Raw genomic sequence first — 26,422 nt, forward strand, 5'->3', positions numbered from 1 at the left:
TAGCGATAGTAAAATCAGAAAATAAAACGGAGTCCCCTACATTGGGGGCAACTCCGCTGGTTGATACAATTCCAGCTTCACATATATTAGAGTCAAAACTAATTCCAGAAGAAGAAAAGCAAGCAAACGATGACGATATTGCAATAAACAAACTGTGGTCTAACATCGATAAGCTAAGTGAAGAAAAAAAGATTATAGTAACAGTAAATTCAAAAGTTACTAAACCTGAAAAAAGTAAGCCGATTGTAGAAGCCAAACCAGTAATAATAGAACAGCCAAAATCCGAACAGCCAAAATCCGAACAGCATATTCCGAATGATAGTGAGTTAAATTTTACAGTAGATATTGATGGATACACAGGAAAAGTTGAACACAGTTCAGGAAATAAATGGAATAAAGCTGATAACGACAAAGAGTTAAGTGACAAAGAGTATAAAGATTATAAAGAAGCTGAGGAGTTAAGTCAAAATATAGTAATTAATAACATCATCAACAATTCGACTCCGACTTCAGAAGAGAAAAAAGATCAATATGCACTACTAACAGATACAATCGTGGGAATAAATGAAGAATTTAACCAAAAATTTGAAAAAATAAGTACGGATTTATTAAACTTAGAAACAGAATCAAAGGTAAAAAAAGTGGACGAGCCAATAGAGTCAGAAATTTGGCTAGCATTAACCGACGCATTAGAAAAGATAAATAATGATATCGTAGATTTAAAAAATGATAAAACAGAAGAGCCAGAGTCAGAAATTCTACGGTTGCTAAATGATAAAGTAGAAATGCTAAATAACGATGTAGCAAATCTAGAAGACGCGGTGGCGAAACCAGTAATCGTGCCTCAAGAAAACACATCATTAGAATTGTTCATAATATTAAACGACAGAATAGAAAAAATGAATGAAGATTTAGCAAATTTAGAAATAGCAGTGCCAACAAATGAATCAATGACAAGCGTCGCGATGCTATTAAACAACCAATTAGAAAAAATCAACGATGATATAAATGCGCTCAAGCAAGAAATACCGGAGTCGACAGAAGTTGAAATAGCCTTGCTATTAAGCAATCAGTTGGAAAAAATTAACAAGGACATAGAACAATTAAAAGCAGAAAAAGAAGAGGCGAAAGAAGAGGAGAAAGAAGAAAAAACAGAAAAAACAGAAAAAGAAGAAATCGAAAATCAAACACAATTAAACGCAGAATTAAATAAGCAATTAAAAAAAATGAGTAAAGATATAGCGCAATTAAAAAAAGAAAAAGAGGAAAAAGAGGAAACCGAAAAGCAAACGCAATTAAACGCAGAATTAAATAGGCAGCTAGAAAAAATAAATAAAGATATAGCGCAATTAAAAGAAGAGAAAGAAGCAAAAGAGGAAACCGAAAAGCAAACTCAATCTGATGAAATAACAAATACACTAGTAGCCTTAAATAAGCAGCTAGAAAAAATAAATAAAGATATAGCAAAATTGGAAAAAGAGATATCAAACTCTGAATCGACAAAAAAATCAGCAAAAGAATCGAAAACAAAATTAGAAGATGCAAAGGAATCGGAAATATCAACAAATATATTAGTAGCATTAAATGATCAATTGGAAAAAATGAACAAAAATATAATTGATATGAAAAATGAATCGGGCAAGTCAAAAATCGATGCATCATCAGAAGTATTTTTAATTTTTGGAGATGAAAGAGACGACAAGAATACATTGAAAGATGAGATAAAAAGCGCAACTGAAAAGATCAACAAAAACAATAACAAAAGTAATAAAGAAATAATAGCGGCAATTGAAGCCGCACTAAATGAAGCCGACGAAGAATTTGATCCAGCAGCCGATAAAGTAGAGGATGAAGCTATCCGCAACAGATGAAGTAGAGGATGAAGCTGATCCGGCAACAGATAAAGAAGAGGATGAAGCAGATCCGACAACAGATGAAAGTAGAGGATGAAGTTGATCCGTCAACAGATGAAGTAGAGGATGAAGCTGATCCGATAGCAGATAAAGTTGAGGATGAAGCATCCGATCAGGCAGATGAAATAGACGATGATTTGATCAGGCAACAGATGAAGTAGAGGAAGAAGCGATCCGGCAACAGATGAAGTTGAGGATGAAGTTGATCCGATAGCTGATGAAGTAGAGGATGAAGCTGATCAGGTAGCAGATGAAGTAGAGGATGAAGCTAATCCGGCAACAGATGAAGTAGAGGATGAAGTTGATCCGATAGCAGATGAAGTAGAGGATGAAGTTGATCCAGTAGCAGATGAAGTAGAGGATGAAGCTGATCCATCAACAGATGAAGTAGAGGATGAAGCTGATCCGATAGCAGATGAAGTAGAGAGGATGAAGTTGATCCGATAGCAGATGAAGAAGAGGATGAAGCTGATCCATCAAACAGATGCAGTAGAGGATGAAGCTGATCCGATAGCAGATGAAGTAGAGGATGAAGTTGATCCATCAACAGATGAAGTAGAGGATGAAGCTGATGCGATAGCAGATGAAGTAGAGGATGAATCTGATCCGATAGCAGATGAAGTAGAGGCTGAAGTTGATCCGATAGTCGATGAAGTAGAGGATGAAGCTAATCCGGCAGCAGATAAAGAAGAGGATGAAGCAGATCCGACAACAGATGAAATTATCGATGCATTTGATCAGGCAACAGATGAAGCAGACGATGCATTTGATCCGGCAACAGATAAAGAAGAGGATGAAGCAGATCCGACAACAGATGAAATTATCGATGCATTTGATCAGGCAACAGATGAAGCAGACGATGCATTTGATCCGGCAACAGATAAAGAAGAGGATGAAGCAGATCCGACAACAGATGAAATTATCGATGCATTTGATCAGGCAACAGATGAAGCAGACGATGCATTTGATCCGGCAACAGATAAAGAAGAGGATGAAGCAGATCCGACAACAGATGAAATTATCGATGCATTTGATCAGGCAACAGATGAAGCAGAGGATGAAGCTAATCCGGCAACAGATAAAGAAGAGGATGAAGCAGATCCGACAACAGATGAAATTATCGATGCATTTGATCAGGCAACAGATGAAGCAGACGATGCATTTGATCCGGCAACAGATAAAGAAGAGGATGAAGCAGATCCGACAACAGATGAAATTATCGATGCATTTGATCAGGCAACAGATGAAGCAGACGATGCATTTGATCCGGCAACAGATAAAGAAGAGGATGAAGCAGATCCGACAACAGATGAAATTATCGATGCATTTGATCAGGCAACAGATGAAGCAGACGATGCATTTGATCCGGCAACAGATAAAGAAGAGGATGAAGCAGATCCGACAACAGATGAAGTAGAGGATGAAGTTGAACCGATAGCAGATGAAGTAGAAGATGAAGCTGATCAGGCAACAGATAAAGTAGAAGATGAAGCTGATCAGGCAACAGATAAAGTAGAAGATGAAGCTGATCAGGCAACAGATAAAGTAGAAGATGAAGCTGATCAGGCAACAGATAAAGTAGAAGATGAAGCTGATCAGGCAACAGATAAAGTAGAAGATGAAGCTGATCAGGCAACAGATAAAGTAGAAGATGAAGCTGATCAGGCAACAGATAAAGTAGAAGATGAAGCTGATCAGGCAACAGATAAAGTAGAAGATGAAGCTGATCAGGCAACAGATAAAGTAGAAGATGAAGCTGATCAGGCAACAGATAAAGTAGAAGATGAAGCTGATCAGGCAACAGATAAAGTAGAAGATGAAGCTGATCAGGCAACAGATAAAGACCAGGCAACAGCGGCGGTGGTATCAGGGCAAATGATTCTAGATGCATTGGAGATGGGTGCCAAAAATATACCGGCAGAAAGTAAAGGCTTTTTACAGGTATCTGGATTAAGCTATGCAATCGACTCAACAATTCCATCGGCAGTTCAAACGAATGATCAAGGGGAGTTTGTCTCTGTAGACGGAGTGTATCGAGTGAGAAATGTAATGATAGACGGAGAACCGCTGGACCTAAACAAAGATTATACAGTGGCATCGCAAAGTTATATGTTATCGTCATATGGAGAAGGAATGACAATGTTTAGAGAAGCTGTTTTGCTAGAAGATAAAGTAAAAGCGGCAGACGAAGTGTTGTTGAGTTATGTAGTAGATGAACTAGATAGTACGAACACATATGATGATGTAAATGGCGAAGGGCGCATTGAAATTTTGGATGAAGCAACATTGCCAGTAGTAGAAGAAATAGTAATCATAGCACCGGCGAAGCCAGTAATATCAGAGCACCCGGCACCGGAAGGGGAAATTATAATTATAGCACCTCCAGTAGTGGATGAAGTTATTGTAACAGCAGATCCAGTGGTGGATGAAGTTATTGTATCAGCAGATCCGGTGGTGGATGGAGTGATTGTACCAGCAGATCCGGTGGTGGATGAAGTTATTATACCAGCAGATCCAGTGGTGGATGTAGTTATTGTACCAGCAGATGCGGTGGTGGATGAAGTTATTGTACCTGCAGTAGTGGATGAAGTGATTGTACCAGCAGATCCGGTGGTGGATGAAGTTATTGTACCAGCAGGTCTAGTGGTAGATGAAGTTATTATACCAGCAGGTCTAGTGGTGGATGAAGTTATTGTATCAGCAGATCCGGTGGTGGATGAAGTTATTGTACCTGCAGATCCAGTGGTGGATGTAGTTATTGTACCAGCAGATGCGGTGGTGGATGAAGTTATTGTACCTGCAGATCCAGTGGTGGATGTAGTTATTGTACCAGCAGATGCGGTGGTGGATGAAGTTATTGTACCTGCAGATCCAGTGGTGGATGTAGTTATTGTACCAGCAGATGCGGTGGTGGATGAAGTTATTGTACCTGCAGATCCAGTGGTGGATGTAGTTATTGTACCAGCAGATGCGGTGGTGGATGAAGTTATTGTACCTGCAGATCCAGTGGTGGATGTAGTTATTGTACCAGCAGATGCGGTGGTGGATGAAGTTATTGTACCTGCAGATCCAGTGGTGGATGTAGTTATTGTACCAGCAGATGCGGTGGTGGATGAAGTTATTGTACCTGCAGATCCAGTGGTGGATGTAGTTATTGTACCAGCAGATGCGGTGGTGGATGAAGTTATTGTACCTGCAGATCCAGTGGTGGATGTAGTTATTGTACCAGCAGATGCGGTGGTGGATGAAGTTATTGTTCCAGCAGATCCAGTGGTGGATGAAGTTATTGTATCAGCAGATCCGGTGGTGGATGAAGTTATTGTATCAGCAGATCCAGTGGTGGATGAAGTGATTGTAGCAGCAGATCCGGTGGTGGATGAAGTTATTGTACCTGCAGATCCAGTGGTGGATGTAGTTATTGTACCAGCAGATCTAGTGGTGGATGAAGTTATTGTACCTGCAGATCCAGTGGTGGATGTAGTTATTGTACCAGCAGATGCGGTGGTGGATGAAGTTATAGCAGGTCCAGTGGTAAATGACAAGCTTGGAAACACATATATCGTAGGTGAAGATGAATCTTTGTGGGATATCGCTAAGAATGCCTACGGAGATCCGATGAAGTATCCAGAAATTTATGAATTGAATAAGGGAATAATTGACAATGAAAATTTGATTTACCCGGGGCAGATAATCTATATATATAAGGAAGGAAATGTAATAGAAGAAGTTACAGAAGAGGTTACAGAAGACGTTACAGAAGACGTTACAGAAGAGGTTATAGAAGAAGTTACAGAAGAGGTTATAGAAGAAGTTACAGAAGAGGTTATAGAAGAAGTTACAGAAGAGGTTATAGAAGACGTTACAGAAGACGTTACAGAAGACGTTATAGAAGACGTTATAGAAGACGTTACAGAAGAAGTTACAGAAGAGGTTATAGAAGACGTTACAGAAGAAACTACAGAAGAGGTTACAGAAGAAGTAAATAGCATTCCAGGAACATATATAGTGAAAGAAAACGAATCTCTATGGGATATTGCAAATAAAGTGTATGGCGATCCACTTAGATATGAAGAACTCTATGAGCTAAATAAAGATCTATTAAATGGAAAAAATTTAATTTATCCTGGGCAAGTAATATATGTATATAAAGATGGAGTTGAGATAGAAACCGAAATAGAAACCGAGAAAATAGAAACCGAGATAGAAACCGAAAGTAGAAACCGAGATAGAAACCGAGAAATAGAAACCGAGAAATAGAAACCGAAATAGAAACCGAAGTAATAGAAACCGAGATAGAAACCGAGATAGAAACCGAGATAGAAACCGAGATAGAAACCGAAATAGAAACTGAGATAGAAACCGAACTAGAAACTGAGACAAAAGAAATACCGGGCACATATATAGTAGAAGAAAATGATTCATTATGGGATATTGCAGCTAAAATTTATGGTGATCCATTAAGATATGAAGACATTTATGAGTTCAATAAAGAGATATTAAATGAGAGAGGAGAAATTTATCCTGGGCAAATGCTAAAATTGCCACAGTAAATTTCTTTAGGAAGAATAAGCAGTAGATAATAAACTGAGATTCTTCCTTATTTTTTGCTACTAAATTTTACTAGTTAACGAGAGAGGATGAGGTTTAAGATATGGATAAAAAAGGTACAATATTGGGATTGATGATGGCAACATGTATTGGTTTAACAGGATGTTTAGGAAATGCAGAAGATGAAATAACGGATACAGAGCATAACTTGGATATCTCAGATATAGCGGATTTTTCACTTAATAAATTTGAAACTGTTCCAACGATGAAGCCTCAAGTTATAGAAATTAAAAAAAGTGAGGATATAAGCGAGGATATAAAAAAAGATATAGAAGAAAGGGGTATAAATATACCAGAGCCCAATATTACGATACTAGGTCAAGAAGAAATAGATTTAGAAATAGGTACAACGAAGCGAGTTGCAGGCGAAATAGTAGATGATCTAGAAATAGGTACAACAGAAGCGGGATGCAAGCGAAATAGTAGATGAGATAGAAATAGGTACAACAGAAGCGAGTTGCAGGCGAAATAGTAGATGATAGAAATAGGTACAACAGAAGCCAGGAGTTGCAAGCGAAATAGTAGATGAATAGAAATAGGTACAACAGAAGCGAGTTGCAAGCGAAATAGTAGATGATAGAAATAGGTACAACAGAAGCGGGAGTTGCAGGCGAAATAGTAGATGAACAGAAATAGGTACAACAGAAGCCAGAGTTGCAGGCGAAATAGTAGATGAACCAGAAATAGGTACAACAGAAGCCAGAGTTGCAGGCGAAATAGCAGATGAATAGAAATAGGTACAACAGAAGCCAGAGTTGTAGGCGAAATAGCAGATGAGCTAGAAATAGGTACAACGGAAGCGGGAGTTGTAGGCGAAATAGTAGATGATCTAGAAATAGGTACAACGGAAGCGGGAGTTGTAGGCGAAATAGTAGATGATCTAGAAATAGGTACAACGGAAGCGGGAGTTGTAGGCGAAATAGTAGATGATCTAGAAATAGGTACAACGGAAGCGGGAGTTGTAGGCGAAATAGTAGATGAGCTAGAAATAGGTACAACAGAAGCGGGAGTTGTAGGCGAAATAGTAGATGATCTAGAAATAGGTACAACAGAAGCCAGAGTTGTAGGCGAAATAGCAGATGATCTAGAAATAGGTACAACAGAAGCGGGAGTTGTAGGCGAAATAGTAGATGATCTAGAAATAGGTACAACGGAAGCGGGAGTTGTAGGCGAAATAGTAGATGATCTAGAAATAGGTACAACGGAAGCGGGAGTTGTAGGCGAAATAGTAGATGATCTAGAAATAGGTACAACGGAAGCGGGAGTTGTAGGCGAAATAGCAGATGAGATAAAAATATTAGTAAGTAAAAAAGATGATATAGATATAATATCAATAATTCCAGAGCCAGATATAGTAATTGTAGGATTGGATGATGAACCGATTATAGAAATAGAAGATAAAAATATTGTTGAGTATTATACAGTCAAGGAAGGAGATTCGTTGTGGGATATAGCAAGTGAGAGATTGGGCGATAAGAACAGATATATGGAGCTTTATGAAAACAACAAAGATATACTAGAGGATCCAAATAAAATATTTTCAGGACAAATTTTGAGATTATTTAATTAAAGCGCATCCTAGAAAAAATAAGAAAGTATTGTAAATGTTTTTTTGAGATTCTTAAAAAAAGAGGGTGCATTATAGCACCACTTTTTTTTTGCCTAAAAATCGGAAGAAGTTTCAATATCTAATAATTGCAAATTGGTAACTTGATCAAAAACTATAGGAGTAGTTTTTGATTGATCTTTTGGAACATTACTTTCGTGATGGGTCAATGTTTTTATCTTATCGGAAATAACGGTATGAAGCGGTTTTGTAATTGGTTTTTCATATAACTTAAGCGGATGCGCATTGTGTATTAGAGGAATGAAGTGAAACGGGTGATTTGTATATCCAACTAATACAATATTCTTATTCGATAAATTGGGTTCATCTAGGATAATAGCAACGGCCTCGATGTCGAATATGCTAAATCCACCCCCATCTAAATTTTCAAAATTTATTTGAAAAATGGTATGCCCTGAAAAATCGGGAACGTTAATAGGGCCCACTTTGACTGCCATTAATTTTTGGTTGCCCATTAGATAGCAGAGATAATCTGTATCGGGTATAGGCTTTAAATGTTTTACATAAATTCTAAGTTCTCCGAGAGTTGTTAGTCCCACTTGACCTTTTTCGATAGATGCAGTTCCCGAAACTGGTTTATGGTTAGTAGAATATCCTGGGCTGTTTTCAATTAGGTTAATACAACTGTCTAAATGCATTATGTCTGCTCCTTTGCTGTTAAAGATAATTCTAATAATAAGTATATGATTTTTTTTTTATTTAGTGACAAAGTTAAAAGATAATGCAAAAAATATATAATTAGAGAAAGTAAGTAACTACAAGACTAAAAAATTTGTCAAGGGCTTGACATAGACAGGTTTGCACTTGTATAATTGCCTTAAAAATTTGAATAGGTTGGGATTAATGACAAATACTAAAACTACTCTTACAAAACCGCTCAAAAAAATTGAGGGAATGAATAAGTTTATCAATGAATTTAATAGAAGTAAAACGGGAATTGTAGGTGGAATTATTGAGGCAGCAAAGGGACATTTGATATACACTTTGGCCGATTTTTTGGATACATGCCCTTTTGTAATTGCTAGCTCTGAAGAAGAAGCCGAAGTAGTAAAAGAAGACCTCGCGTTTTTATTTGGCAGTGAAAATGTAATATATTATCCAAGCAGAGATATTCTATTTTATAATGCGGATGTTCATAGTAATGAAATTGTTAAGCAACGAATAGAGGCGCTGGATGCTATCATAAAAAATAATGAAGCGATAATAGTAACGACAATTGACGCTCTGCTAAATCCACTTTCGCCAAAAGATGAATTTATAAGAGCTCAGATTGTAATAAAAATCGGAGATACTGTAGATTTACAGTCTATGAGTTACCAATTAATAGAAAATGGATATGAACGTGTTGGACGAGTAGAAGTGGTGGGGCAGTTTGCTATTAGAGGCGGAATAATGGACATTTTTTCTCCGGCAAATAATACACCAATTCGCATGGAATTGTGGGATACCGAAATAGATTCTATACGTAGATTTAGCCCGATAACGCAACGAACGATCGATAACATAGAAAGAGCTTACATTTATCCAAATCAGGAAATTATTATTCCTAGAGAAAAGTTGCTAAAAGCGATACCAATCATAGAAAAAGAGCTAAAAGCAACAATTGGGGTACTTAGAGAAAGTGGAGCAAAATCTGCGGCTAATAGAATCAAAGAGAATACAAACGAGGATATTGAAGCTATAGTTAATGGACTAAATATAGAAACTCAGGTATTGTATGCGCCGTTTTGTGATATGGAAACAGCGTCATTATTCGATTATTTAGAATATAAAAAAACGATTTTTATAACAGACATAAAGAAATGCAAAGACAAATTACTAAGAGTGTTTTTAGAATATGAAGAGAGTGTAAAGAGCAGATTAGAATATGGACATATGCTACCGAGCATGGTCAAATTTATATTTAATAGAGAAGAGATAATTGCAAAAGTATTTGAAAAAAACTACATTGGGTTTATGCCATTTTTAGCATCTGACGATATGGCAACAACCAAAAACATATTAGAAATTAGATTAAACGAAATTAATAGTAACTACAAAGGCTTAAAACTTTTTGAACAAGATCTAAAACAATATAAGGCCGAAGGTAAGGCAACTGTATTTTTGGCAGGTACAAAATCTAAAGCGGCGCACGTGGCCGAGATACTTGAGGAACAAAAGATATATACAGCATTAGGAGATTTAACTTATGACATTCAAAAAGGGCAAATTCTTATTGCAAGTGGATCGCTAAGTCATGGCTTTATATATGAGGATTTGGAGTTTGTAATATTAAGCGATAGAGAGTTATTTGGAAAAGATAGGAAAGTCTCAACCAAGAAAAAATACAAAGGCGCTAAAATAGAGAGCTTTATGGAGTTGGCAGAAGGCGACTATGTGGTCCATGAAAACCATGGCATAGGTATTTTTATAGGTATAGAAAAAATAGTAACAGAGGGTGTCGCCCGCGATAATCTAAAAATAAATTATGAAGGGGGAACATTATACGTAAATATAAATCAGATGGATCTAGTGCAAAAGTATGTGGGAAGCGAAGGTGCCGCTCCAAAATTAAATATGCTAGGAAACCCCGAATGGAAAAAAGCAAAATCGAAAGCAAGAAATTCGGTCAAAAATATAGCAAAAGAATTGATATTGCTATATAGCAAAAGGGAAAATTCGCGTGGCTTCGCATATGAAAAAGATTCGATATGGCAAACAGAGTTTGAGGAATCGTTTCCATATGAAGAAACATCAGACCAAATCGATGCAATACAAGCGGTAAAAACCGATATGGAAAGCGACAAAATAATGGATCGACTAATTTTGGGAGATGTAGGATATGGCAAAACAGAAGTGGCCATCAGAGCTGCATTTAAGGCTATACTAAACCACAAGCAAGTGGCATACCTCGTGCCGACAACAGTTTTGGCTCAGCAGCATTTCGAAAGATTCCTAAAGAGAATGGAGTCGCAAGCAATATCAGTGGGGGTGCTCTCAAGATTTAGAACTCCAAAACAAATTAAGGAAACGCTTAAAGGCATAGAAAGCGGAATGATAGATATTGTAATAGGAACGCATCGTTTACTATCGAAGGATGTATTATTTAAGGATCTGGGGTTGCTAATTATAGACGAAGAGCAAAGATTTGGAGTGGCGCATAAAGAAAAGTTAAAGCAAATGAGAACAGAAGTAGACGCATTAACTCTTACGGCCACACCGATTCCCCGAACATTGCAGATGAGCCTAATAGGGATTAGAGATATGTCGGTAATAGAAGAAGCACCAAGCGAGAGGCGTGCCGTGCAAACATATGTATTAGAAGAGAGCGATGATTTTATAAAAGATGCCATAAACCGCGAAATCAATCGAGAAGGACAAGTGTACTTTTTATCAAACCGGGTTCAAAATATAGTAGAAAAGGCGGCGCAACTTTCAAATATGGTGCCAAAAGCAAAAGTAGCGTTGGCGCATGGGCAGATGAGCGTGCGAGAGCTAGAAGCCATAATGGAGCGGTTTGAAAATAAAGAAATCAACGTATTAGTTTGTACAACAATTATAGAAACTGGGCTAGATATAGCAAATGCCAACACTATAATTATAGTAGACGCCGATAAGATGGGATTGTCGCAGCTGTATCAATTGAGAGGGCGAGTGGGGCGAAGTGATAAGCAAGCGTACGCGTACCTGCTATATAAGCGAGACAAAATACTCTCGGAGGTTGCGGAGAAAAGATTAAATGCTATAAAGCAGTTTACGCAGTTGGGGGCAGGCTTTAAGATTGCTATGCGAGATTTAGAAATTAGAGGAGCCGGAGATTTACTGGGCGCCAGTCAAAGCGGTCATATGGCCAAAATAGGGTATGAACTGTATTCCAAGATGCTTAAAGAAGCCATTTTAATAGAGCAAGGAGGAGGCATAGAGGAAGAAAAAATAGAAACTACTATAGAAATCAAAATTAATGCGTTTATCTCATCGAACTATATTAAAGATGAAATTCAGAAACTAGATATATATAAGAAGATAGCATCTATCAGAACAGAAGATGACTACCTAAATGTTATGGATGAAATTACAGATAGATACGGAGATCCGCCAACAACAGTACTAAATTTGTTAAATATTGCTATGATAAAGTCGATCGCAAATTCGCAAAATATTTCATTAATATCACAAAATATTCACATGCTTATGCTAAAATTCACTCATGAAGTTGAAGGGAAGGTGCTGTCCCTGCTAGCTAATAAATATGGTAAGATTTTGCGCATAAATATAGATAAAGATATCAGATTATTTTTCAATATACAGGAAATTCCTCAAAAAGAATACCTAGATTTTGTTAAACAAATATTGTGTGATATTAAAGAATATAAACAAAAAAGGGGACAATAATACGAATTTCGATAGGTGACCACAAAAAGGAGAAGATATTATGAAATTGACAAAAAAAATCGTAGCGATGGTATTAGCAGGTGTCTTATCAGTAGGAGCTTTAGCAGCATGTGCCGCATCAATGAAAGATAATGCCGATGATTCTAATGTTGCTGGTGAAGCGACAGGTGGCGCCTCCGAGTCTGCTTTTAATAATGGGGTGATGGGCGATGGAGTGACACTTGGAGTAAACGACTTAGTGGCAACAATAGATGATGTAAAAATCAATGAGTCCATCTATCGCGCATATCTATGGAGTGCGCAGTCTGCTTTCGAAATGCAATTGGGAATGGATATGGGTATAATGAAAGATATGGAAATAGAAGGCCAAACAATAGGCGAGATTGCAAAAGACAATGCACTCAAATCTGTTGCCCTTGCGATCATAACCAATAACAAAGCCGACGAAATGGATCTTAAATTAACTGCGGACGAATTGGCGCTTATCGAAGCGGACGCGTCAACATTTATAGATATCAACGGTGAAATTGCAAAGCTGCATGGATTTACAAAGCAAGATGTCATCGATCTACTAATAGGTGCCGAGCTATCCGACAAAGTTCAAAGGGCCTTAAGCGAAACTTATATGCCAGCAGAAGAAGAGATCAACGAAAGAGTAGAATTGGCAAAACCAAGCTATGAGAAAGTTACGGCTAGACATATTTTAATTGGTACAGTGGATGAGACTGGAGCCCCAGTAAGCGATGAAGTAAAGGCTGAGAAATTGGCTCTTGCAAATGAACTTTTGGATAGAATTAAAGCTGGAGAAGACATTGGTAAGTTGGCTGCAGAGTACTCAGAAGACCCTGGATCTAAATCTACCAATGGAGAATATACGTTTGGGCGTGGTGAAATGGTACCAGAATTCGAAGCTGCAGCGTTTGACAATGCAGATGGTGCTATATGGGCAGAGCCGGTGGAAACATCATATGGATACCATATCGGTCAAACCATCGATCATATAGAAGCTGATGAAGATGCCATTCGAGATGAGTATATTGCTTATGCGCAAATGAATTTTGCCGGTGAAGAAATTATGTCGTTTGTAGAAGCCGCGAAAATTGATACCACCGATGCATATGAAAAAATTGATCTAATAACAAACGTCGCACCAGAGCAAGATTTTGAGCTGATGCCAGAAGATACAACAGCACATGACCACGATCATGCAGGAGCGAGCGTAACAGCTTCATCTGATAATGTAACTATCGCGGCAGATGATGTTGAAATCGCGAAAGAAGAAGTCGAGTCAGATGATGTGGCAATCACAAAAGAGGAAGTCGACTCAGATGATGTGGCAATCACAAAAGAGGAAGTCGACTCAGATGATGTGACAATCGCAAAAGAGGAAGTCGACTCAGATGATGTCGCAATCACAAAAGAGGAAGTCGAATCAGATGATGTCGCAATCACAAAAGAGGAAGTCGACTCAGATGATGTTGCAATCACAAAAGAGGAAGTTGAATCAGACGATGTTGCAATCACAAAAGAAGCAGTTGCAGATGTTGTGCTCGCCGAAGAAACTGTTGCCTCTGAAAGTACTGCACCGATAGAAGATACAGTTAATAACTAAATAAGAATATCAAAAAATATTTCAAAGACTTTCTGCTATAGTCTACAGGAGGTCTTTTTTTAATACGGAGGAAAAAGTTATGAAGTTAAAAGTGGCGGCATTGGTAGTTGCAGGAACATTAATATTGGGATCTGCCATTGCGTATGGTACGATTGAAAATACAGTATTTAGCAGTGGAGCAATTGGTGAAGGCACAAAACTGGGTGAAGGTGAACTGGTTGCTACAATTAATGATGTTGCAGTAAATATGTCTATGTTTTGCGTATATTTATGGAGCGCGCAAAATAGCTTTGAGACAGAATATGGGCTAGACATATCATCAAAAGTGGACGGGCATAAGGTTTCAGATATTGCAAAGGAAAATGCCATTAATTCTATTGCAATGGCTATTATGGCCAATAATAAGGCCGCGGCGTTGGGAATTACTTTAAGCGAAGAGCAAGTGAGATTGATCGAAAGAGATGCGCAAATTTTTATGAATAACAACGGAGAAGTGGCAAAAGCAAATAACTTTAAAAAGCAAGATGTAATTGAGCTATTAACAGCGCTAGAAATTGTCGTGGATGTGCAAAACGCTATAGCGGAAGAATATACTCCGCCTGCCGAAGAAATTGCGACGAAAGTAGAACGCAACTTAGGCGCGTATCAAACAGTGACAGTAAAACACATTTTGCTTGCAAAAACCGACAAGGATGGCAACGAGCTGAGTGATAAAATAAAAGCAGAGAAATTGTCGTTGGCCAAAAATTTACTACAAAGAGTAAAAGATGGAGAAGATATTGGCAGATTGGCAGCTCAATACTCAGAAGATGCCACCGATGACGATGCGAAATATATTATCAGCCCTGGAGATATCGGAGGAAAACTTGAGAGAGTGGCCTTTCAAACTGCAGATGGAGGCATATGGAATGAAGTTATAGAATCGCCATATGGATACCACGTGGGTAAAACGATTTCACATAATACATCGACAGCGGAGCAACTGAGTAAAACTTATATCGCCACTGCCAAGAAGGTGTATGCGGCAGAGGTTGTAACGCAATTCGCTGGCCAAGCGACAGTCGAGCTAACAGACGCATATGATGCGATAGTGTTATGAAATAATTACCAATATAAAAACCATCTTGATAGCATAGCAACTAAATATATTGATACTGCTAAAACTAAAGCAGCAATTATTATAAGTAAATTAACATTTATAACAAAAAAGTGATACTTTATCAAAAAAAGTAAAAAAAAGGATTTGAAAACTCAATAATTGTGTAGTATAATTGGAATGGAAATAGGTTTATATATCATATAAAAAGGGAGATCAATTATGAAACTATCAAAAAAAATATTTGCGTTAACATTGGCAGGATCATTAACACTTGGAGCTGTTTCAATTTATGGAGATACAACAAAAGCAGTGAACGTTATAAATGAAGAAACAGATTCTGATGCGGTGGAAATAGAAGTGGAGATAGAAGTAGAAGACGCGACAGATGATGTAGTAGTAATAGCTGCACCCAAAAAAGCAAGTGCACTAGACGAAGAAGCGATAGTGATACTAGAAGACATCGCGGTAGTAATAGAAAATACAGACGCCACAGCTGAAGACGCAGTAGTTGTTGCACCAGAAAATACAGACGCACAGCTGAAGACGCAGTAGTTGTTGCACCAGAAAATACAGACGCAACAGCTGAAGACGCAGTAGTTGTTGCACCAGAAAATACAGACGCAACAGCTGAAGACGTAGTAATTGTTGCATTAGAAAATACAGACGCCACAGCTGAAGACGTAGTAATTGTTGCACCAGAAAATACAGACGCCACAGCTGAAGACGTAGTAGTTGTTGCATCAGAAAATACAGACGCAACAGCTGAAGACGTAGTAATTGTTGCACCAGAAAATACAGATGCCACAGTTGAAGACGTAGTAGTTGTTGCATCAGAAAATACAGACGCAACAGCTGAAGACGTAGTAATTGTTGCATCAGAAAATACAGATGCCACAGCTGAAGACGTAGTAATTGTTGCATCAGAAAATACAGACGCAACAGCTGAAGACGTAGTAGTTGTTGCAACAGAAAATACAGACGCCACAGCTGAAGACGTAGTAGTTGTTGCATCAGAAAATACAGACGCAACAGCTGAAGACGTAGTAGTTGTTGCATCAGAAAATACGACGCAACAGCTGAAGACGTAGTAGTTGTTGCATCAGAAAATACAGACGCAACAGCTGAAGACGTAGTAATTGTTGCACCAGAAAATACAGATGCAACAGTGAAGACGTAGTAGTTGTTGCATCAGAAAATACAGACGCAATTGTAATAGCTGAAGATGCGATAGTAGTTGCACAGAAAATACAATAGACGACGATGTTGTTGCAATTATAAATGGCATCGAGATCGACGAAAACTTATATCGCGCATATTTATGGAGTTCTCAATCTGCCTTTGAGATGCAGTTTGGAATGAGTATGGATGCTATGAAAGATATGGAAGTAGAAGGAAAAACGATTGGCGATATCGCAAAAGATAACGCACTCACATCAGTAGCACTCGCGGTGGCTTCTATAGAAAAAGCTGAAGAGTTGGGGATAGTATTGACTAATGAGCAACTAAAAGAGATAGAAGCTCAAGCAATAAATTTTATGGAGGTTAATGGAGAGATTGCGCTTCGTCACAATTTTGATGAATATGATGTAATCGACTTATTACTAGGAGCCGAGTTATCAAACGAAATTCAAATTGTCATCGCAGAAAATTATATGCCATCGGAAGAAGAGATTGCAGCAGAAGTGGAATTGGCAAAGCCATACTACGAAACTGTAACAGCAAGGCACATCATGTTTGCAACAACAGACGAAGTCGGGGCACCACTTAGTAATGATGAAAAATCAAATAAACTTTTGCTTGCAGAATATGTTTTAGATATCCTTGAAGCAGGCGGAAAAATCGAAAACTTTGTTGCAGTATTTTCTGATGACATTGGATCTAAAGATAATAACGGAGAGTATACATTTGGACGAGGTGAAATGATTCCTGAATTTGAAGAGGCAGCGTTTGGGCATGCAGATGGCGAGCTTTGGGATAAGCCAATAGTAACCGACAATGGATATCACGTAGGTCAAACTATTCTACATAACCCAGCAGACGAAGAATTAATAAGAAGCCAATACATTGAGTATGCAAAAGCGATTTTTGCCAATGAGGAGATGTTAGCATTAGCAGAGGAAGCAGATGTAGTTACTACTGCAACATACGATAAATTGGAGCTTATCACAGGAGCTGCATCAGAAGAAGCGCCAGAAGCATCTATAGAAATACCAGAAGCATCTATAGAAGAAGAAATACCAGAGGCATCTATAGAAGAAGAAATACCAGAAGCATCTGAAGAAGCGCCAGAGGCATCTGAAGAAATAGAAATAGTCTTTAATGATGGAGTTGTTGAAGAAGGTACTGTAATAGGTATTAACGACTTATTAGCAACCATCGAGGGAGTAAAGATAAATGAATCTTTCTATCGCGCATATTTATGGAGTACACAATCTGACTACGAAGCGCAATTTGGACTGAGTGTAGACTTTATGAAAGATATGGAAATAGAAGGCCAAACGATGGGAGATATAATTAAGGAGGATGCGCTGAAATCTGTGGCTCTTGCGATAGTGGCAAATAATGAGGCGGCAGAGATGGGTATTGCTTTGGACGAAGAATATGTGGAGGTCATAAAATCAGAAGCTGCAAACTTTATGAATGTAAACGGCGATATAGCAGAAGCGCAAGGATTTACAGAAGAAGACGTTGTGAACTTATTGGTTGGCATGGAGTTACTATATAAAATTCAAAATATCGCGGCACTGGAATATATGCCAGCCGAAGAGGAAATAGCAAGAGAGGTGGAGCTAGCGAAACCATACTATGATATAGTAACAGCGAGACATATTTTGATCACAACAACGGATGAAATGGGTCAGCCGCTAAGCGATTCGCTACAAGCTGAGAAGCTGGAATTGGCAAATAGTCTGCTAGAAAGAATTAAAGCAGGAGAAGATATAGGTCTATTGGCAGCAGAATTTTCAGAAGATCCGGGATCAAAAAACAATAATGGTGAGTATACATTTGGGCGAGGAGAAATGGTGCCTGAATTTGAGAACGCTGCGTTTGATAATGAAGATGGCGTAATTTGGGAAGAGCCAGTAAAAACATCGTATGGATACCACATTGGTCAAACTATTGCGCATAAGCCAGCAGATGAAGAGCAAATTAGAGAAGATTATATAGCTCACGCACAAGCAAATTATGCAAATGAACTAGTCCTCAAATTTATAGAAGAGGCACAAATAGAAAAGGCGGATGCGTTTAGTGGCATCGAGATAATTGCAGAAGCTATGCCAGAAATAAAATAAGAATGCGAAGTCCCTGCTAATAGAAGTGGGGGCTTATTTTTTTGCGCAGAAAAGAATTTAAAAAAATTTGGAATAAGCTTAAAAATAATTTGAATTGCAGCGACAGGCTTGTGATTTGGAAAAATGTGTGATAAAATCCTATAGAGTAAAGTTTAAAAAGGAAGTGATGCTGTGAATAAAAAGAAAATGGTTGATACGTTTGAGAGAATTTACAGAAACTCTACATATAGGATTTGGTTGTTTGTGTTGGGATTTGTTACTCTAATTCCGCTGGTAAAATTGTATAAGGCAAAAAAAGGAAAAGACGAGTTTACCAGAATTAAAGAGGCGTTAGAAAAGGAGTTAGCAGATCAAAAAGCACTGCTATACCAAGAGGCCGTCAATCATTTACAGATGAAGAATAAATATTTTAATAAAACGATGACCGATGCTGAGTTACAAAGTAGCGCACAAGCAATAGCAGATAAAAATTTTGCAGCGATTGTACACGATGCCACAATCGAGCGCGCCGGAGCTTTGGGGGTAGCAGAAATTACGGTGGCAAAATGTTTTGAAGAGTTATTGTCTAACCCGAAGTATATAGTTTTGTCGGTTCTATTTTCGTTTCCGATGTACATATTAATATGGTTATATCAAAAGCCGCTGATTAAGTATATACTGGAGCGCCTATTGATGATGATATTTGTATTGTTTGGGGTAACGTTTTTGGTATTTACGATATTGTATTTGTCGCCGATGGATCCTGCGTTAAATATTTTGGGGCAAACAGCAACCGATACGCAAATAGAACAATTTAACAAAGTTTATGGATTAGATGAGCCATATTTGGTGCAATTGTTTGAAAGCTTCAAAAGTTTGATCACATTTGATTTAGGAAATTCGTATCAGGGCAACGAAGATATTGCAGTAGCAATTATGAATAAATTTCCAATAACATTAATTGTAGCGTTTTGGGCAGTGTTTGTGTCGGTCTCTATTGCAATCCCATCGGGGATTATTTCTGCGATAAAGCAATACTCATCATTTGATTATATCTTTATGTTTGTGGCATTGATCGGGTTGGCAATTCCAAACTTTTGGCTAGGCCTAATTTTAATACTAACATTTTCGATTAATTTACATTGGTTGCCAGCGACATTTCAAGTGGGCAACTGGATGAGTATAATTATGCCCGCAATTGTTTTGGGAACGGGGATGTCGGCATCGGTGGCACGTATGACGCGTTCGTCGATGCTAGAGGTAAAGTACTCCGACTATGTTTTGACCGCACGTGCGAAGGGATTAACAGAGCGCAAGGTGGTCTTAAAGCATATTTTGGGAAATGCGTTGATTCCGATTGTAACAGTTATAGGGATGCAATTTGGAGGAATGCTTGGCGGATCTGCTGTAACAGAAAAAGTTTTTAACATCAACGGGCTGGGTTCGTGGATAGTAGACAAACAATTTGTGCCAGACATTCCGGTGGTGCTTGCAGGAGTGGTCTATATTTCAATTGTCATCAGCCTTGTAAACTTGGGTGTAGATATTTTGTATGCAGTTATCGACCCGCGCATTAAGTCCAAAATGAAAAATTACTAGGAGGGAACTATGGCAAATACAAAAAGCAATACCGAGTTTTATACTAAAAAAATCAATAAAAAAAAGCTGAGTGCGTCGCTTGAATATACAACGAGCAAATTGTCGTGGCAGATCTCGATGGGGATTATAATTATTTCACTATTAAGCGCATATGACTTAAGGCAGATGGAGATTAAGACGCTGCCATTGGTTGTGGCGGGGGTATTTTTGGTAGAGTTTTTGATACAGTATAAAATTTATTGGAAAATAGTGTCAGAAGTGATAGCGGGAGAAATAGACCCAGCGACGAGAAAATTGGGGTTGGCATTGATGCCGTTTGTAGTAACGGGCAACTTCTTTATGTTTATCGCAGGTTTTATGTTAATTAAGGACCGCAAAACTATAGAGTATCAGCTGGCGGTCTATTCGTTTCTTACCACCATATTTATCATACTGCTTTCGTGTATCAACTTATTTAAGGAGAGTGTAGTAGATACATTTTGGCTGGGCATCGCGATTTATGGGGCATATGCGGCAATCAACTTGGTTAGCGTATATTTTGCAGGCATCTACACACTCGAAAGACGCCCAGACAAAAAGTTTTTACCTCTGGCAGTTGTGGGAGTTGCAGGAATTCTAATAGGCAACGTGTTTGCATTTTTGATGGGCATCATTGCAATTGCCAAATATTATAATAAGAACGAAGAAGTATCGATAGAATGGGTAGATGTTGTGCGACGGTTGTTTAAAAACTATATGGCATCGATCGGAATGTTTGTAGTTGTATTTTTGATATCAGTATCAATCGCATCGTTGCTAACATTTGACTATGAGATTGCGACATTGAATAATTACGTGGCATTGCTGGAGCCGCCAAGCCTGACGTATCCGTTTGGAACAGATGAGCTGGGAAGATGCGTATTTACGAGAATAGTCTTTGGAGCACGCATATCTTTGTTAGTGGGGGTTGTGGCAACGGTTGTACCAATTATAATTGGAGGCTTTTTGGGAGCAGTATCGGGGTATTATGGCTCACACACAGACAATATCATAATGCGTTTGTTAGACGTTTTGTATGCAGTGCCTGGAATTTTGTTGGCAATTGCCATTATTGCAGTGTTTGGTGTAAGCACAATGAACCTGATACTGGCACTTTCGATCGGGGGGATTCCTCTATACGCAAGGACGGTGCGTGCAACAGTTTTGGGGCTGTCGGGGCAAGAATTTGTGGAAGCGGCAAAGGCCTGCGGAGCCAAAGATGGTACCATTATATTTAGACACATAATTCCGAATGCATTGGCGCCAGTTATTGTACGAGCAACAATGGGGATAGGTTCGGCTGTTTTGTCGACTTCGAGCTTATCGTTTTTGGGGCTGGGTGTGGAGTCGCATGTGCCGGAGTGGGGAAACATTTTAAAGGCGGGCTCAACGTATCTAGAAACCAATCCATACATTGCAATTTTTCCGGGGTTGGCAATAATTTTAATTGTATTAGCATTTAACTATTTTGGAGACGGCTTGCGAGACGCGCTAGATCCTAAATTCAAATAAGGAGCTACTATGGATACAATATTAGAAGTTAAAAATCTGCATATACATTATGTGACCGATGATATGACAGCCAAAGCAGTAAATGGAATCGATTTTACACTTAGCCAGGGCGAGAGTTTGGGGCTTGTGGGCGAAACAGGTGCAGGCAAAACAACGACGGCGCTATCAATATTGCAGCTTTTGCCAGAGCATTCGGGAGTGATTGTAGACGGTGAAATTTTGTTTGAGGGCAAAAACCTGATCTATAATACAGATAAAGAGAATCAAGCATTGCGTGGTAGTGGAATATCGATGATTTTTCAAGATCCGATGACCGCGTTAAATCCTATTATGACGATTGGCGATCAGCTGAGTGAAATTTTAACTACGCATAATAAAATCAGCAAGACTAATGCTAAAAAGCAGGTTATTGAAATTTTGGAAATAGTGGGAGTTAAGGCTGATAGATACGATGATTATCCGCATCAATTTTCGGGGGGACAAAAGCAGAGAGTGGTAATTGCGATGAGCTTGCTGTGTACTCCAAAGTTGCTAATAGCAGATGAACCAACAACGGCACTAGACGTGACAATTCAGGCGCAGGTTCTAGAGATCATAAACGAGTTGCGAGGCAAATTTAATATGGCAATGATTTTGATTACGCATGATTTGGGAGTTGTAGCGGAGACGTGTAATACAGTTGCCATTATGTATGCGGGGCAAATTGTGGAAGCGGGCTATGTGAAAGATGTGTATCTGTACCCGAAGCATCCATATACAAAGGGGCTGTTTGATTCGATTCCCAAGCTTGATGACGATGTAGCGGAGCTGATACCTATCGAAGGGCAAATTTCAAATGCGGCAGACCTGCCAACGGGATGCTATTTTCATCCACGATGTAGATACTGCCAAGATATCTGCAAAGTAGAGCAACCAGCAGTGAGAGGAACCAAGCATAAATTTATGTGTCACTTCGATAATTTTAACTATGCGGAGGAGGAAAATGAATGAGCATTCTAATAGAAACGAGGCGTTTGAAAAAGTACTTTCCGGTGCCAGCAGGTTTTTTACACGCAGTAGATGACATAAATTTAAGCATCAACAAAGGTGAAACGCTGGGAATTGTTGGAGAATCTGGGTGTGGAAAGTCAACACTAGGGCGCGTAATTCTCAGATTGCACGAAGCAACGAGCGGAGAAATTTTGTATGATGGGATGGACATCAATAATTTTACAGCAGATGAAATGCGCTTCATGCGGCAGAACATGCAAATCATTTTTCAGGATCCATATGCATCGCTAAATCCGAGAATGACAATTGGCAAGATAATTGGCGAACCATTGCGGTTGCATAAGATATATAAGACGGACAAAGATCTCCGAGGGCGAGTGGAAGAGCTAATGGATTTGGTGGGGCTTCCGCGTCGATCATATAATCAGTATCCGCATGAATTTGACGGGGGTCGTAGGCAGCGAGTGGTTATTGCAAGAGCATTGGCGATCAATCCGCAATTTATTGTATGTGACGAGCCAGTTTCGGCGCTCGACGTATCGATACAAGCGCAGATATTAAATTTGCTAATGGATCTACAAAAAAAGATGGGGTTGACGTATATGTTTATTTCGCATGACCTATCGGTGGTAAAACACATCTCGACGAACATTGGGGTGATGTACCTGGGGCAACTAATAGAGAAGGCACCAACCAAAGCGATCTTTAATGCGCCATATCATCCATATACGATTGCGCTTTTGTCTGCAATACCATCGATCAATGTGCTAGAGAAAAAAAGGAAAATTGTGCTAAAAGGTGAAATCACATCGCCAATTAACCCGAAAGTGGGATGCAGATTTGCTGCGAGATGTCCATTTGTACAAGAGGTTTGTACGACCAATACGCCGGCATTGGCGGAGTTAGAAGATGAGCACTTTGTAGCATGCCATAGAGCAAATGAAATTAAAGAAGGAGCAATTTTCTATACCTAAGATATTGAAAATAGATAAAGATTAAAAAATTAGGAGGATTTAGAATGAAGAAAAAGTTATGGGCATCATTAATATTGGCAACGATGGCAATGGGGTTAAGCGCGTGTAGTTCAGAAAGTGAAAGCAATGATGCGGCAAAAGAAACTATAAGAATCGTGGGAATGTCATCAAACGAGATAGACTTAAATATTCTTGCAGATCAACTTAAGAAGGCAAACTTTGATGTTGAAATAAATATGCAGCCAGACTATTCTAGCTATTCCGCGGCGGTAGATACAGGAGATTGGGACCTAAACCTAACTGGATGGACAACAGTAACGGGCAACCCCGACTATGCGGTGCGCGATGTTTTTGCAACATGGGGGGCATATAATAACCAAGGGCTAAGCGACCCAGTAGTGGACGCATTAATTGAGCAAGCATCTACCGAAACGCCAGATAAATATGTACTGACCTATGCGGAGCTAGAAAATGTTTTGGTAAATGAAAACGCATATATGGTGCCACTATATTCCTCGCTGCGAATGCAAGGAGTAAACACAGAGTTGATGGAGCCAACAATGCGCCAGCCAAAGTCGCGCTCGGCAGTGTGGGAAGAGTGGACATATATCGACGAATCGCTAAACGAAACGCGCCCATTCGTTATGACACAAACATCTAGCTCACTGACATCGTTGGACCCGATTCAGGCAAATGATGGGTCAATAAACCAGCTTTCATCTAACATAAATATACGTATAGTAAATCTAACCGATGAAGATGTGGTAGAGGCAAAAGGTTCGCTATCGCATAATTTTGCAATAGCAGAGGGAAATACCGAGTACTACTTTTTGTTAAGAGACGATGTAAATTTTGCCAAAGTGGAAGATAAAGAAGCGGTCGATACGGGCGAGCGAGTAGGTGCAGAAGATGTGGTCTTCACAATGAATAGAGCAAAAGACAAAGACAGCGTACCAGTTCATAAGACGTATGTGTTACATTCACATATGAAAGAAATTTCGATCGTAACCGATTTGAATGAGTTGAGCACCACGATAGATTCATCGACGGGCAAACCGATTTTAGAAACATTAACTGCAGGGGTAGATACAGAGATCGCAAAACTAACTGACGATAAAACCAAAGTTGACAACGCAGCCGGAGTCTATCAGGTAGTCAAAATAGAAACAACCAATCCGTTTCCGCAGGTGTTAAATTATCTTGCGCATCAGTCGGCAGGGATTTTAAATGCGGAGCAAGTTAGCTCATTAAACTCCAAATTTGATGTATCAAATTATGATGCAACAAAAGATGTTGGGTACGGAGATTTCAATGCAATCAAATCGGGAGACAATCACCTGTGGATGTCTGGACCATACGCATTAACGTATGTAAACGACTATGAAGTTGCATTTGAGAAAAATCCTGGATATATGCCAGATACATTCCATGAGCCACGAATTGAAGATATTGTAATAAAATTTATTAAAGACGATACAAGTGCAACATCGGCATTTAGAAGCGAAGAAATCGATTTTTTACCAGCAGTTAGCGTAACGCAAGTAGAAGTTTTGGATGCGAGTGATAAGTTTGAAGTAATGAAGCGCTCATCTAATGCGGTAACATATGCAACATTCAACCTTGCAGATGGGAATAAGTTTGCAGATGCAGATTTGAGAAAAGCAGTTTTGTATGCGATCGACCAGCAAGCGTTCATAGCGGTAAAGAAAAATCTAGTTAACCCGGCATTTTCAACCATCTCAACATTGGTAGACACGGGCAATATTCATAAAGTGGATCTCGAAAAGAGTGCGAAGCATATGGCGGCGTATCAAGCGAAATAAAAAAAAACAATAAAAAATGAAGAAAAATAAATTTATTGACTAGCCTTGACAGAATTATAAACATTATTTTAGGAATAAAATAAAAATTAGCGCTGCAATAAAATTTAGCATTATCAAGAGAAAAACAGCATTTGTAAGGAGATATATATTTATATAGTCCAGAAAAAACAAGGAGGGGGGGCTTGTTTTTTTTGGACTTTTTTGTAAAAATTTCTAAATAATGCATAAATCGAATTTAAAAGTCGCATAATAACTCCAAAGTTCTATATATAATTTTAGTTTTAACATCTTATTTGCGACATCATAGAAGGAGGTTGTTTACGTTGAAAGCAACAGGCATCGTTAGAAGAATAGATGATTTAGGAAGGGTAGTAATACCAAAAGAAATTAGAAGAACTCTGAGAATTCGAGAAGGTGATCCGCTCGAAATCTTTACAGACAATGCAGGTCAGGTAATTCTGAAAAAATATTCTCCAGTTGGGGAGTTAAGTACATTTGCGAAGGAATACGCAGAAACATTGGCTCAAACCACCGGACATATTGCATGCATTTCGGATAAAGATCAAATAATAGCAATATCAGGAGGTGCCAGAAAAGACTTCCTAGAAAAGAGTATAAGCAAACATCTCGAAAAAGTAATCGAGAGTAGAAATATATTAAAAGCTAGAAGAGATGAGAAACAATTTATTCCGATTTTATCTGAAGGAGATGCGTCATATGCATCAGAAATAATCGCACCGATAATTTCTGAGGGCGATGCTATTGGGTCGGTTATATTTTTGAGCACCGATCAAAATATAAAAATGGGTGAAGTCGAAGAAAAATTGGTTCAGTCTGCGTCAGGATTTTTAGGAAAGCAGATGGAACAGTAAAATTTATCGAAAAACTTAAAAAAAATTGCATTTATATCTTGACAAATGTTCATTAAACCTTTATAAATAGTGTAAAGCGTTGTTGTATATACGGTGGACACGCTCGAAATGGTGCTTTTGCCATATTTTAGG

General features: G+C 38.6%; 17 protein-coding genes. 16 read left to right on the forward strand and 1 reads right to left on the reverse strand.

Annotated elements, in window-relative coordinates; translation table 11 throughout:
- The first annotated feature begins 41 nt into the window (after positions 1-41).
- The 5 genes from PCY70_RS05015 (at position 42) to PCY70_RS05035 (ending at position 8,091) form a co-directional block, all read left to right on the forward strand.
- Entirely contained in the window at positions 42-1,871 is a 1,830-nt protein-coding gene (locus tag PCY70_RS05015) for a coiled-coil domain-containing protein (protein ID WP_305768654.1), read from the forward strand.
- Positions 1,872-1,933: 62 nt separating this feature from the next.
- A complete protein-coding gene (locus PCY70_RS05020; protein WP_305768655.1) occupies positions 1,934-2,074 on the forward strand; it encodes a hypothetical protein in 141 nt (46 codons plus the stop codon).
- A gap of 289 nt (positions 2,075-2,363) precedes the next feature.
- Positions 2,364-6,170 (forward strand): LysM peptidoglycan-binding domain-containing protein, encoded by a 3,807-nt coding sequence (locus PCY70_RS05025; RefSeq protein ID WP_305768656.1) that lies wholly within the window; start codon positions 2,364-2,366, stop codon positions 6,168-6,170.
- 394 nt (positions 6,171-6,564) lie between these two features.
- A complete protein-coding gene (locus PCY70_RS05030; RefSeq protein WP_305768657.1) occupies positions 6,565-6,951 on the forward strand; it encodes a hypothetical protein in 387 nt (128 codons plus the stop codon).
- A gap of 936 nt (positions 6,952-7,887) precedes the next feature.
- Positions 7,888-8,091 carry a LysM peptidoglycan-binding domain-containing protein gene (locus PCY70_RS05035; protein ID WP_305768658.1) on the forward strand — a complete coding sequence of 68 codons (204 nt, stop codon included), beginning with the start codon at positions 7,888-7,890 and terminating at the stop codon, positions 8,089-8,091.
- 92 nt (positions 8,092-8,183) lie between these two features.
- On the opposite strand, the gene PCY70_RS05040 is transcribed toward PCY70_RS05035, so the two are convergent.
- Positions 8,184-8,786, reverse strand: a complete 603-nt coding sequence (locus tag PCY70_RS05040) for a DUF7922 domain-containing protein (protein WP_305768659.1) — start codon at positions 8,784-8,786, stop codon at positions 8,184-8,186.
- 205 nt (positions 8,787-8,991) lie between these two features.
- Between PCY70_RS05040 and mfd the strand changes: the two genes are divergently transcribed.
- From mfd to spoVT, 11 genes are all read left to right on the forward strand, one after another.
- The gene (gene mfd, locus PCY70_RS05045; RefSeq protein WP_305768660.1) at positions 8,992-12,519 is read left to right on the forward strand and encodes a transcription-repair coupling factor; all 3,528 of its coding nucleotides are present in this window, start codon (positions 8,992-8,994) and stop codon (positions 12,517-12,519) included.
- 40 nt (positions 12,520-12,559) lie between these two features.
- Complete coding sequence (locus PCY70_RS05050; RefSeq protein ID WP_305768661.1) at positions 12,560-14,131, forward strand: peptidylprolyl isomerase; 1,572 nt, start codon at positions 12,560-12,562, stop codon at positions 14,129-14,131.
- A 79-nt stretch (positions 14,132-14,210) separates the two neighbouring features.
- Positions 14,211-15,230 (forward strand): peptidylprolyl isomerase, encoded by a 1,020-nt coding sequence (locus tag PCY70_RS05055; protein WP_305768662.1) that lies wholly within the window; start codon positions 14,211-14,213, stop codon positions 15,228-15,230.
- A gap of 219 nt (positions 15,231-15,449) precedes the next feature.
- Positions 15,450-15,782: a hypothetical protein gene (locus PCY70_RS05060; protein WP_305768663.1), complete on the forward strand. Its 333-nt coding sequence runs from the start codon at positions 15,450-15,452 to the stop codon at positions 15,780-15,782.
- Positions 15,783-16,585: 803 nt separating this feature from the next.
- Complete coding sequence (locus PCY70_RS05065; RefSeq protein WP_305768664.1) at positions 16,586-18,523, forward strand: peptidylprolyl isomerase; 1,938 nt, start codon at positions 16,586-16,588, stop codon at positions 18,521-18,523.
- Between the two features lie 171 nt (positions 18,524-18,694).
- Positions 18,695-20,101 (forward strand): ABC transporter permease, encoded by a 1,407-nt coding sequence (locus PCY70_RS05070; RefSeq protein WP_305768665.1) that lies wholly within the window; start codon positions 18,695-18,697, stop codon positions 20,099-20,101.
- Positions 20,102-20,110: 9 nt separating this feature from the next.
- The gene (locus tag PCY70_RS05075; protein WP_305768666.1) at positions 20,111-21,631 is read left to right on the forward strand and encodes an ABC transporter permease; all 1,521 of its coding nucleotides are present in this window, start codon (positions 20,111-20,113) and stop codon (positions 21,629-21,631) included.
- A gap of 9 nt (positions 21,632-21,640) precedes the next feature.
- Positions 21,641-22,621, forward strand: coding sequence for an ABC transporter ATP-binding protein (locus PCY70_RS05080; protein ID WP_305768667.1), 981 nt, complete (start codon positions 21,641-21,643; stop codon positions 22,619-22,621).
- A complete protein-coding gene (locus tag PCY70_RS05085; RefSeq protein WP_305768668.1) occupies positions 22,618-23,595 on the forward strand; it encodes an ABC transporter ATP-binding protein in 978 nt (325 codons plus the stop codon). Before PCY70_RS05080 ends, PCY70_RS05085 begins: the two co-directional genes overlap by 4 nt.
- A 44-nt stretch (positions 23,596-23,639) precedes the next feature.
- A complete protein-coding gene (locus PCY70_RS05090; protein WP_305768669.1) occupies positions 23,640-25,418 on the forward strand; it encodes an ABC transporter substrate-binding protein in 1,779 nt (592 codons plus the stop codon).
- A gap of 323 nt (positions 25,419-25,741) precedes the next feature.
- Positions 25,742-26,290, forward strand: a complete 549-nt coding sequence (spoVT, locus tag PCY70_RS05095; protein WP_305768670.1) for a stage V sporulation protein T — start codon at positions 25,742-25,744, stop codon at positions 26,288-26,290.
- The last annotated feature ends 132 nt before the right edge of the window (positions 26,291-26,422 follow it).

Origin of the sequence: Candidatus Epulonipiscium viviparus, assembly GCF_030708075.1 — a bacterium.
Taxonomy (GTDB): domain Bacteria; phylum Bacillota; class Clostridia; order Lachnospirales; family Cellulosilyticaceae; genus Epulonipiscioides; species Epulonipiscioides viviparus.